The organism is Eubacterium sp. CAG:156, assembly GCF_000434315.1.
Taxonomy (GTDB): domain Bacteria; phylum Bacillota; class Clostridia; order Lachnospirales; family Lachnospiraceae; genus Eubacterium_U; species Eubacterium_U album.
Map to the genome: position 1 here is coordinate 106,894 of NZ_FR878187.1, position 12,295 is coordinate 119,188.

Annotated in this window: 13 protein-coding genes; 11 read left to right on the forward strand and 2 right to left on the reverse strand. The window is 30.3% G+C overall.

Features of this window, described 5'->3' with window-relative positions:
- Nucleotides 1-25 precede the first annotated feature (25 nt).
- From ABMA45_RS09980 to ABMA45_RS10030, 11 genes are all read left to right on the forward strand, one after another.
- Nucleotides 26-1,198 (forward strand): FKBP-type peptidyl-prolyl cis-trans isomerase, encoded by a 1,173-nt coding sequence (locus ABMA45_RS09980; RefSeq protein WP_022089745.1) that lies wholly within the window; start codon nucleotides 26-28, stop codon nucleotides 1,196-1,198.
- Nucleotides 1,199-1,222: 24 nt separating this feature from the next.
- Complete coding sequence (locus ABMA45_RS09985) at nucleotides 1,223-3,160, forward strand: DUF2142 domain-containing protein (protein ID WP_022089746.1); 1,938 nt, start codon at nucleotides 1,223-1,225, stop codon at nucleotides 3,158-3,160.
- Nucleotides 3,161-3,207: 47 nt separating this feature from the next.
- A complete protein-coding gene (locus tag ABMA45_RS09990) occupies nucleotides 3,208-4,647 on the forward strand; it encodes a uracil-xanthine permease family protein (RefSeq protein ID WP_022089747.1) in 1,440 nt (479 codons plus the stop codon).
- Nucleotides 4,648-5,059: 412 nt separating this feature from the next.
- A complete protein-coding gene (locus ABMA45_RS09995; protein ID WP_347993210.1) occupies nucleotides 5,060-5,659 on the forward strand; it encodes a papain-like cysteine protease family protein in 600 nt (199 codons plus the stop codon).
- Nucleotides 5,660-5,664: 5 nt separating this feature from the next.
- On the forward strand, nucleotides 5,665-6,141 hold the full coding sequence (locus ABMA45_RS10000) for a hypothetical protein (RefSeq protein ID WP_022089749.1): 477 nt from the start codon (nucleotides 5,665-5,667) through the stop codon (nucleotides 6,139-6,141).
- Nucleotides 6,142-6,463: 322 nt separating this feature from the next.
- A complete protein-coding gene (locus ABMA45_RS10005; RefSeq protein ID WP_022089750.1) occupies nucleotides 6,464-7,051 on the forward strand; it encodes a hypothetical protein in 588 nt (195 codons plus the stop codon).
- Entirely contained in the window at nucleotides 7,038-7,343 is a 306-nt protein-coding gene (locus tag ABMA45_RS10010; protein ID WP_022089751.1) for a transcriptional regulator, read from the forward strand. Before ABMA45_RS10005 ends, ABMA45_RS10010 begins: the two co-directional genes overlap by 14 nt.
- 271 nt (nucleotides 7,344-7,614) lie before the next feature.
- Nucleotides 7,615-8,268: a response regulator transcription factor gene (locus ABMA45_RS10015; protein ID WP_022089752.1), complete on the forward strand. Its 654-nt coding sequence runs from the start codon at nucleotides 7,615-7,617 to the stop codon at nucleotides 8,266-8,268.
- A 95-nt stretch (nucleotides 8,269-8,363) separates the two neighbouring features.
- Nucleotides 8,364-9,791, forward strand: coding sequence for a sensor histidine kinase (locus tag ABMA45_RS10020; RefSeq protein WP_022089753.1), 1,428 nt, complete (start codon nucleotides 8,364-8,366; stop codon nucleotides 9,789-9,791).
- Complete coding sequence (locus ABMA45_RS10025) at nucleotides 9,792-10,583, forward strand: hypothetical protein (protein ID WP_022089754.1); 792 nt, start codon at nucleotides 9,792-9,794, stop codon at nucleotides 10,581-10,583. It abuts the gene before it with no gap.
- Between the two features lie 91 nt (nucleotides 10,584-10,674).
- The gene (locus ABMA45_RS10030) at nucleotides 10,675-11,469 is read left to right on the forward strand and encodes a M15 family metallopeptidase (RefSeq protein WP_022089755.1); all 795 of its coding nucleotides are present in this window, start codon (nucleotides 10,675-10,677) and stop codon (nucleotides 11,467-11,469) included.
- Between the two features lie 100 nt (nucleotides 11,470-11,569).
- On the opposite strand, the gene ABMA45_RS10035 is transcribed toward ABMA45_RS10030, so the two are convergent.
- A complete protein-coding gene (locus ABMA45_RS10035) occupies nucleotides 11,570-11,872 on the reverse strand; it encodes a DUF6120 family protein (RefSeq protein WP_022089756.1) in 303 nt (100 codons plus the stop codon).
- Between the two features lie 29 nt (nucleotides 11,873-11,901).
- Nucleotides 11,902-12,234, reverse strand: a complete 333-nt coding sequence (locus ABMA45_RS10040) for a PadR family transcriptional regulator (RefSeq protein WP_022089757.1) — start codon at nucleotides 12,232-12,234, stop codon at nucleotides 11,902-11,904.
- Nucleotides 12,235-12,295: the final 61 nt, after the last annotated feature.

Sequence of the window (12,295 nt, forward strand, 5' to 3'; positions counted from 1 at the left end):
GATTACTATAAAGGAGCGTATTACAATGAAAAAAGCTATAGCATTAACACTTACATTAGCAATGGCAGTAACAATGGCAGGTTGTGGTAATAACCAGAAGGGAACTGTTACTAGTGCCAGTGGTAAAAAGATTTCAACAGATTTAATAAAGGGTTCAATTAAACTTGCTGATTACAAAGGATTAGAAGTTTATGAAGATGAAATTAAAGTTGAAGATACAGAAGTTCAGAGTCAGATAGACAACCTTTTAAAAGAAAAGCAGGACAGCAATGTAGTTACAAAGGGTAAGGTTGTAGAATCTGATACAGTTAATATTGACTATACAGGAACAATTAAGTTAAATGGCGAAGATTTCAAGTTTGATGGTGGTTCAGCAACTAATTATGATTTAGACATTGACAACAGTCAGTTTATAGATGGATTTGCAGAAGGGCTTGTAGGACATAAAGTTGGTGAAGAAGTAACTCTTAACCTTAAATTCCCTAAAGATTATTCACAGACATCTAAGGATGCAGACGGCAATGAATTAACTCTTGCAGGAAAGAAAGTCAAATTTGTAGTAAAGATTAATTCAAGAAAAGTTCTTCCTGAACTTACTGATAAATTTGTAAAAAAGAATTACAAAAAACAGTACGGAACAAAGACAGTAGATGAATTAAAGAGCTATATAAGCAATCAGCTTAGAACAAATAAAATTGTAAATGCAGTATTTAGTGATTATGTTGATAAATGTGATGTTGCAGCTTACGATGAAAAAGAAGTTGAAAGCATAGAAGATTTCAATAACAGCGCAATGGCTTCACGTCTTCAGTCTAAGTACAAGACAAATCTTGACACATATCTTAAAGCATGCAAGATGTCAAAGAAAGACTGGAACAAGAAGATGGAAGATTCAGCACAAAAAACTGCTAAGCAGGCAATGGTAATTGAAGGAATTGCAATTAGTGAAGGTCTTTGGGCATCAGAGAAAGATTACAATGCAGGACTTAAGAAAGTAGCTACATCAATGGGATATAAGTCTGTTGATGAATTAGAATCATATTTTACACAGTATCAGGCATACTATGGACAGGTTATTATTAAAGAATCAGTTGCATTTAACGAAGCTGTAAATCAGCTTATCGCAGATAATGCAAAAATATTAGAAGGTTCAAGACCGGCAGACGAGACAACAACAGAAGAAACAACAGCTGAGTAGAATAAATAAGGTTAAGGAAGTTAGATGAAGAATATATCATTAGAAAAAGTTAAGCCTCAGATTCGAATTATTTTAGAAATTGCATTTGCAATAATTATTGCAGTTGTAATTGAATTTGGGATGAACTATCCTTCCCTGACAAAAAGCTATGAAGCAGTTTTGTTTAGCAATTCAGGTGAAGTGAATGAAGATGGCGATTTAGTTTATTCACAGAATATGGACAAGGCTGTTTACGTAAACAAATTAAAAATTAAAGCTGAGACTTTGGAGAAAAATTCATACACGGTAGTGGCTACTGTTGTTAATGATTTTGGAAAGACAAAGTCAGTTGAAATTACAGATAAGGCATACCCGGAATTCGGGTATGCCTATACGAATGTTAGGGAGAAAGTTTCAAAACTCCAGGTAATATTTACTTCTCCGGAAAAAATCAATGTAAGTGAGATATCATATTCAAATAAGGCGAATTTTAACGGCTATAGAATGGCATTTTTTGCTTTAGTCATTTTCTTAGGCCTGATATTAATTTTTGAAAGAGAAATATATTTGAAAAAAGTCCAGATTTTCTATCTTATATTTGCACTTGGATTTGGAAGTCTGATTATTATGGCTTCAGGTCCTGTGTCAACGACATGGGATGAAGAAGTTCATTATAATTCAATTTACACATTAAATTTTCATCAGAAAGTTAAGTGGAATGAAGCATCAAAGTTAAATTGCACAAGAGAGGCTCCGGTAGCAAATACAAGAGAAGAGCTTAAAATGTTAAACAAGTACATGAATAACATTTCTAATAATGCATTAAAACAGCAGAAACCGGTTGGACTTATCAATAAAGGATATATAGTTTATCTGCCGATGATTGTAAGTTATCATATTTGTGAGGCGATAGGATTGCCTTATACGATGCAGTATACAATTGGAAGATTTGGAAATCTTATATTCTGTGCATTGCTTAATTGCTTTGTTATTTATGTGGCAAGGAGAAAGAAGTTACTTGTTGCTACATTAGCATTAATGCCTACTTTATTATTTCAGGCAAGTTTATACACTTATGATGGAGTAATATTTGCATGTATGAATCTTGGATTTGTACTTTGGATGAATTTAATGGATGATACAAATAATGACAAAGAAACTACATGGAAGCAGATTGCAATTGTGGCAGTATTGCTTGGCATAGGATGTATTGCGAAACCTGTATATTTTCCTGTTATGATTTTAATGGTTCCTATATTGTGGAAAATGATAAAGGACAGAGTGAAAGAATCCGCTAATGGAAAGAGGACAATAGTTCTTATAGCAGTTGCAGTAATTGCTGTGTGTATGGTTATGGCACTAATTTCCATGAGACATGTAATCATAAATTTATTACATGGTAATTCAGGTTATGGTGGAGACACCAGAGGTGGAAATACGGGAATTATCGGTCAGTTAGTTTCAATAATTAAACATCCGATAGCATTTATTAAGATGTTTATCCATGAGATATTTACTTTTGATAATTTTAGAAACTTTGGAGATAAGACGAAAAATCAGTTTTTACCAAGTAATTTAATGTTTTTAAATTTATATGGACTTGGAATGCTAAAAGATGCATGGTCATTTGTTCTATTGCCTGTTCTTGCAATGTTGTTTCTGACAAATACAGATGATGAACAAAATGAACCTAAAAATATAAAGACAATTAGAGTTGTAAATGGAATTGCAGTTGTATGTAGTGTGGCTTTGGTATGGCTTGCTATGTATCTGGCATTTACACCTATTGGAGCGGATGCAATAGAAGGAGTTCAGGCAAGATATTTTATACCGCTTTTGCTTCCGGCTGCGTACACTTTATGGAATAACAGAATTCAGATAAAGGTATCAAAGCAGCGATATTATCAAATTGTGCTAGGAGCGGCATTGGCGTTAGCCGGTGTGTGCTTTTATCAAACATTAATCTTAGGGAGGTTAATGTAGAAGTGCTGAATATTATTTCAGCGTTATATAAACTTTAGGAGGAAAAAATGAACAAAAACGAGAAAAACACAATTGGTGAATACGGTATTTACGATGCCAGTGTTCTTGGAGTACCAAAGATGCTTGTACTTGGTTTACAGCATACTTTCGCTATGTTTGGCGCAACAGTATTAGTTCCGCTTCTTACAGGGTTGGATGTTGCAACAACATTATTGATGGCAGGTTTAGGAACTTTATTATTCCACTTTATTACAGGTAGAAAAGTTCCTGCATTCCTTGGCTCATCATTCGCCTTTTTAGGTGGATATGCAGCTGTAGCTGGATTGAAGCCTGAAGGCTCAGATATTAATATGCTTCCATATGCATGCTTAGGTGTTGCTGTGGCAGGTCTTTTATATTTGGTAGTTGCAGCATTGTTTGCAATATTTGATATAAAGAAGATTATGAAATTTTTCCCACCTGTTGTAACAGGACCAATTATTGTAGCAATCGGTTTAAGTCTTGCAGGAAGTGCAGTTTCAAACTGTCAGACAAACTGGGTTATTGCTTTAATTGCATTAGGTGCAGTAATTGTATTTAACATTTGGGGAAGAGGAATGGCAAAAATCCTTCCAATTCTTTTAGGTGTATTAGTAGCAATTGTAATAGCAGTTATTTTAGCTATCACAACAGGAAGCCATGTATGGGTTGATGGAAATGAATATGTGGCAATGTTTGGAAATCCAAACTTCTTATTAGTATCAATTGATAAATGGGTTAACTTTAAAAATGCAGCATGGATTGGATTACCAATTCATGGTAATGAAATTGTATTTGGTAATGTGCCGGATGCTAAATTAGCAGTAAGTGCAATTATCGCTGTTGTTCCAATCGCTATTGCAACAATGATGGAACATATCGGAGATATTTCAGCAATCAGTGCAACAACAGAAAGAAACTTCCTTGCTAAGCCTGGTCTTAAGAGAACATTAGTAGGAGATGGTCTTGCAACAACTCTTTCAGCTTTATTTGGTGGACCGGCTAACACAACATATGGTGAAAACACAGGTGTTCTTGCTTTAACAAAGGTTTATGATCCAAAGGTAGTTGAAATTGCAGCAGTATTTTCAATCTTACTTTCATTCTCACCAAAGGTAGCAGCAGGAATTAACCTTTTACCAACAGGTATTATCGGTGGTATTTCATTTGTACTTTACGGAATGATTTCAAGTATCGGTATCAGAAACATGGTAGAAAATAAAGTTGATTTAACAAAGAGCAGAAACCTTATGGTTGCCGCAATTATTTTAGTATGTGCATTAGGTATTACATCAATTGACTTCTCAATAGGAAGCTTTGACATCAGCCTTACATCACTTGCAGTAGCAGCGATCGCAGGTATTTTATTAAATGCAATTCTTCCTGGAAATGACTATGAATTTAATGATGAAGAATTAGTTAAAAAAGAAATTGAAGAAGTTGCAGCACAAAAGGCTGAGCAGAAATAGAAACGCAGAAAAATAGATTACAGATAAATTAAAACCTTCAAAATGGGAGAAATCTTATTTTGAAGGTTTTTTATTTTGTAAAGTATGCTTTTTTGTACAAATAAAGAAATATACCGATTTTGACTTCAGTATTTGTATTGTTATATATAGGCAATGTAATTTTTAATTAAATTGATAAATCATTTTATTATATTAATGAAAAAAAGGATATATTTATTATTATTTATTATTGCACGAATAATAAAATATAAAATATACAAATATATCATAGAAGAAAGCATATGCTGACAAAAATATTGTTAATGATATAATTGAATTAAAAATATATAGTAACAGGAGGTAAGAATATAATGAAAGAAAAATTGTATGGAGCGAAGAAGGTTTATTTAAAAGCTATTTGTTAAAAATGAATATGAATAAAAAAATTGATTACATAATAAAAGGGATAAATATAAAAAATGATACTAATAGTGGAACTATTAGTTGTGAAATAGCTGATAAGGCGACATATACCCCGGAATTTCTCAATACAGCAAGTAATGTAGTTGTATGTGGATTGTTTAATCAACAAGGGCAAGGAAAATATGGATTATGTTGGGCGGCATCTGTTACAACTATAGTAAACTATAGAAATGGAACGGCATATACAGCTAAAAATGTTGCGGATAGAATGGGAATAGAATATAATACAGGTGGAACATTAGAAAATGCGTCTTTAGCATTAAATCTATATGGAGTTATGTATAAGGCAATATATAACCAAATTAGTTGGACTCTGGTAAAAAAGAATATTGATCAGAAGAGACCTATTTATGTTGCAGCAACTTCGAGTGGAAACGGACATGCGGTTGCATGTTTTGGATATAAAGTTAATAATCAGAAAAAGTATGTATATTTTTGGAATCCTGGTACACAGAGTACTTCTATTGTATTATACAAAACGGCCGGAACAACGTTTTCATATAATAATAGTGTATGGACTTGGAAATATACAGCTGCTAGAAATGGATAAGAGTAATGAAGATAAAAGTATATATATTTGGTATAATAATTATAGTTGGATATTTACTCACAGCATGTAGTAATGATGAAATAAATACAAAAAATGAAAAAACTGATAAAAATAATATTCTTAACAATAAAGAATATAATAAGATTGTTTATTGGATAGGTGGGCAAGGTATTGAAATAACTGATAAAGTAGATGTAGAAAATATAGTAGAGATTTTATCAACTGTTCCGGTGGAACGTAAAGAAAAAGCAGAAGAACGGGCAGGTGGAATTTTCTTGGATTTAATAAGTGATGGTAATCAAGAGGAAAGAATAGTAATATTAAGCGATTATATTTCTTACAATAATGAATATTATTATACAAAATATGATGTTATTCCAAGTGTTGAAGAAATTATTGAAGATGAAGCAAAAAAAAATGGACTAGAATATTTATTTGAAGATACATCGACTGGTCATCAGGGGAAAAAGAAAGTTAAGTAAATAATTTATATAATATATTTCATAAAAATAAGATAAGTATTATATTTTTATATATTATATGAATTATAAAAAAATAGTTTAAGATAACAAAAATAGATAATGTTAATATTTGTAAAAAAGATAATCGATTCGTATAATTGATTATCTTTTTTCTTGACAATTTTACAATATAACTTTAAAATAAAAATAACTTTATAATATAAAGTGAATGAAAGGAGAAGGTATGGAATTAACGCAAAAAAGAATTTACAAAGATATTGAGGAAATTAAGAACACAATTTAATGTTCAAAAAGAAACTATACAGGGCCATATAAGTTATTTTTGCTATATGGAATATTACAGGGAGTTTTATTAGTACTAAATTTATTTAGTGCGGTAATATGGGGTGCAAGTGACAATGGAGCAATGTTCAATTTCGCATCACAAATGATATGCTCAGCAATTATTGGTATATTTTATTTCCTAATATACAAGAATGAAAGAAGGGCAAGTAATAGATACTATTTATCAACTCTTAGTATCTGGGGAATATTAGCAATATCAACACCATTTATATTGTTTGCAACAAGATTAGTGCTGGCTTTAAGTAAAAGTGAATTGGTAACTGATAACTTAGTATTCTTAACAGATTATGAGAACTTAATTAATATAGTGTTAGTTTGCATTGCAATAATTACTGTTGGATATATAGTAAACAAAAGAGGGTTAGTGGGATTGGCAATTTTAATTCTGTTTTGTTTTATAACTATTAAAGTATTGCCAACTGTAAATATTTATATTAAATTAAATTTGGATAACCAATTACAAATAAGCATATCCTCCATATTTTATTGTGTAGTTAATATATTTGGATATATCGGTCTAGGTTTAATATTGTTACGTCAGGAGAAAAAAAGTGCAAATATCTAATATACCGGAAGCATTTAGTTTATCGATAAGATTAAAGTTAATAAGTTGTTTGCTTAATGGAGAAAAGACTTTTAAAGAATTAAAGCAGATTACAAAAGCTACAGATGGTAATATCAGTGTGCAATTATCCAAATTGGAAGAATGGGGATATATTGAATCGAAAAAAACTATATGCGGAAAAAGACCTAAAACAAGTTATAAGATAACAGAATTTGGAATAGAACAATTTGAAGCCTATGTTAATTTATTAGAGAAAATACTCAATGGTACTTTTATTAATAATACAGAGTGATTCATGGAAAATTGTATAAGTAAATAAGATTCTTACTAAACATTAATAGTGGTTATAATAGAAAAATAAAAACAGATAGTTGTTACAGTGTGCCAATCTTCAAAAGTTAGAACAGAAGCTAACGATTGAAAGGTGGCACTTCGTAATAAAGACTATCTGTTTTTATTTTTCTAAAGTATGCTTTTTTGATGGCGTTTTGATGTATAATTAATTTCAAAATATACGAAAAATACATAAAATGCAAGAAAGCATGGCAGGAGTAATATAACAAATGATTAATATATTAGTAGTCGAAGATGATAAACCAATTTCAGATTTAATAAAGATGAGTTTAAAAAGAGTGGGGTATTTATGTGATACAGCATTAGATGGTGAAATTGCAATAGATAAAATAAATGAAAAAACATATGATTTAATTTTATTGGATATTATGTTACCTAAAGTAAATGGTTTTGAAATTTTAGAATATATAGAACCACGTAAAATACCTGTAATTTTTCTGACAGCAAAAAATTCAGTTGAGGATAAGGTTAGAGGACTTAGAATGGGAGCAGAAGATTATATAGTAAAACCATTTGAAACAACAGAATTGTTGGCAAGAGTTGACGTTGTACTTAGAAGATATAATAAGACAGACAATGTAATTAATATAGCAGGATTGCAGATAGACATGATTTCAATGAAAGTGAGCCGCGATGGAAAGGAAATTTTGCTGACACCAAAAGAATATAATATACTGTTATTATTTGCACATAATCCAAATGTGGCACTTTATAGGGAAACAATATATGAGAGAGTTTGGGGAGAAGAATACGAATATGGTACAAAAACTGTTGATTTGCATATACAAAGATTGCGAAAAAAAGTTGGATGGCAGAAAGAATTAAAAGCAGTTAATAAAGTAGGATATAGATTAGAAGTATAGAACAAATTTAAAATAAAAGCAGGACTAGGTTACAAATGAAAAATATATTTTTAATCAAAGAAGTATAGATAAAGGATAAAGATTGGAATAACGGAATGAAATTTAGAACCAAAGTAGTTGTATGCATGATAAGTATACTTTCAATTATATTTGGTGCAGGCTCAAGTGCACTGATTTTGAACTCATTTAACAGCGCATTGGATAGGGAAAAGAAAAGTGCAATCCAGTCATATGAAATGATATTAAATACACTAAAAGTAGTAAATGGTGTAGAAGCGTGGGCTGACAGCAAAGATATATCAAATACAATTAAGGAAATGTCAACTCAAAGAAATACATCATGGGCTGGAATACATATTTATACAGAAAAAAATGAATTGTATAAAGATGGAAAAATGAAAGATAAATCGGGAAGTTTATTAGAAAGTACAAAATCAAAGAAAAATGTCGACGAGAAAAGTTGCATTACAAAAGTAATAGCAGGAAATGATAAAGAAAAATATCTTAAAGTTTCAGGGGCATTAAAAGTAGGAAAAGAAAAATGTTATTTAGATGTAGCATATGATATTTCACCAATATATGAAGAAAGGGATAAACTACAGCAAATATATTATGAAGTATTTGCAATAATGATTGCTTTATGTGGAATACTTTCGTACAGCAATTCATTTATAATGACAAGACCATTAGTAAGATTGTCAAGAACATCAAAAGCAATTGCCGCAGGTAATATTTCGTATCGTTCAAGAATAAAGACAAAAGATGAAATAGGAACAATGGCAAGGGAATTTGATAAAATGGCGGACAAACTGGAAAATAATATAATTGAATTGAAGGATACAATGGAAAGTCAGAATCAGTTTATAGGAAATTTTACTCATGAACTAAAGACGCCTATGACCTCAATTATAGGATATGCGGATTTGTTACGAAGTCAGGCACTGACAATGGATGAACAGGTAGAAGCAGCAAATTATATTTTTTCAGAGGGCAAGAGATTAGAAAGATTGTCACTAAAACTATTGGACATATTTGTAACTGAAAATAGTGAGGTGAAATTGGTTTTAGTTTCGCCGGGGAAAATAGTTGAACAGTTAGTAGAAAATCTTAAAGCTGATTATTTGAAAAGAAATATTGCATTAAAATATAACTATGAAAAAGGAGTCTGCCTGTTAGAACCGGATCTTGTGCGTTCCCTTATAATTAATTTAATGGATAATAGTAGAAAAGCAATGACTGATAACGGGCATGGCATAATTAGTGTAGAAGTTAAAATGACAGATAATGGTTGTTCAATTATCGTAAAGGATAATGGAAAAGGAATGCCGCCGGAAGCATTACAACACATAACAGAAGCTTTTTACAGAGTTGATAAATCACGTTCAAGAAAACAGGGTGGAGCCGGATTAGGATTGGCGCTGTGTGCAAAAATTGTAGAAGTTCATAATGGCGATATTAAATTTGAAAGTAAAGAAAATGAAGGAACGACTGTAACGGTAGAACTGAAGGGAGGAATAGCATAAATGTGGTATAGAATTAAAACAATAGCTTTGGTTGCCATAATGATAACTGTAGGTGCTATTTTCCCAAAAACAGTTTTAACATACCAGGATAAAATTCTTCAGGGAAAAGTATCTAAATATAACATAAATCAAATTGAATTTAAAACTGAGAATGAAATATTTAATATATTAAACAATATATCAAATAATAATTTTTACTATTCGCGTGAAATAGTAAGTGGTATGGAAAAAAGCAGAGCTGAAATATATGAACAGGAAAAATCATTTTTGAAAATTATAAAAGAATATTGTTCTTCAGATTTAGACTTTGAGAATATAAAGTATCATAATGAATCAGCAGATTTATATATAGAAGACTCACAAAATTCAATATATGTAAACGATAATTTGAATTATGGAATATCAGGAACATCTAATGCAACTAATAGTGATGAGAACAAAAAAAATAGTAATATGCAGAAAAAAATTGTAAGTGAAGCAACTGCAACTAAAATGGTGATATGGAATTGTAATTTAGAAGGTATAGAGGGAATTAGTATAAACATGCAGATAGAAGATGCAACAGGGCTTGTATGTGGATTTTCAATAGATTATGAAAATGTAGAATATACACCATTTATTACTGATGTAGAAGAATTTGTAAAAGCACTTGGAAAATATTATGGAGTGGAAGCGCAAATTAATAATAAAAATTACGGGCAGATAGAAATAATGTTATCTGATAATAATTCAAAAAAACAAATTATAGTGTATATGAATATCGATAAATACGGAGTTTATTTTAATCAGTAAATGATGCCAAAACGATGCCAAAACATAGCCGTTTTTTAGAAACACTTTACTATGATGATTTATAACAAAAAATCATAGTGAGGTGTTTTTTATGTACACAAGTGAAAATGGATACAAAATAAGAAAAGAAAAGGAAAGGGGCAATGAAATAAAAAAAATAAGAAAAAGTAAATTGAAAAAGTGCATAGGTGTATTAGGAATATTAATAGCATTGATTATTATTACAGGGTGTGTGAATAACTTTGGAAAATTTGTGATTACTAAAAATAATGTAAGAGCTGCTAATAAAAATGAGAAAACTATAGAAACAACTAAGCCATCTAAAAAATCAGATTGGAAATTGCTTCTTGTGAATTATCAAAATAAAATTAACAGTGATGCAAAAATTGATGTGGTGCAATTGAAGAATGGACAGGCAATAGATAAGAGATGCTATGAAGAATTACAGCAAATGATGGATGATTGCAGAGATGAAGGACTTGACCCTATTATTTGTTCATCATATAGAAGCCATAGAAAGCAAAAGATTTTATATGAACAGAAAATTTATGATCTTTTAAATGAAGGTTATTCACAAACGAAAGCAAAAAACGAAGCCGCAACCGTAGTGGCTATTCCGGGAACAAGTGAGCATGAAATCGGGCTTGCAGTAGATATAGTAGATGATAACTATCAAATGTTAGAGAACGAACAGGAGAATACACCGGTTCAAAAGTGGTTGATGAAAAACTGTTGGAAATATGGATTTATATTGAGATATCCTGAGAATAAGAAAAAGATAACAGGTGTAATATATGAACCATGGCATTACAGATATGTTGGTAAAACAGCAGCAAAAGAAATAATGAGTAAGGGAATTTGCTTAGAAGAATATTTAGATGAATAATAACAGGTTGAGAGTGAAATAGAAGAGTAAAAACAACCTTCAAAAATAGAAATGTTTCTTATCTTTGAAGGTTGTTTTATTTCTCTCTGATAATCATAAATTACATAACAATTGAAAATAAAAGAAGAACTGCAATAATAGCAAGAAAAACACAACTTACGATATTTAATTTATGTATATTATAGTATGAATTGTTGTTAGCATTCCAAACAAAATATGAATTAATTACATCATCAGGAGTACCAAAATTTTTATATAGTTCTTCAAGAGAAGAAATATTATATTCGTTACAATATTCTTCAAGATAGTTTTGCAATTTTTTTATATATAGTCTTTCAGATTTACCTATAATGGGAAATGCTGATTTTACGTTCTTAACATATATCTTACATACTCTATTCATTAAATAGTTTATCCCCCTTTCGTAAAAAATTAATTAAGTGAATCTAAAATAGTCTTAACACCATTTATAGTATTGTTGTAATTATTTGATAATTGCTCAAGATAATTAATACCTTCATCTTCAATGTGATAGTAAATTCTAGTTCTCTTTCTACCAACTAATTTAGAATATTCACTAATTTTTCCTTCATTCTCAAGCTTGTATGTAGCTGTATAAATAGTATTTTGAGAAATAGAAAGAAGTCCACCTGATTTCTCTTCAATGCTTTTAGTAATCTCATATACATAAGCATCGTGATTCTTTAAAAAAGATAAAATAAGTAATTCAGTTATTCCATTAATAAAATAATTTCGTTCAGCCACAATTACACCTACTTTCAAATGATGTGACAAGTATAATATATTTAATTATATAAATCAATAT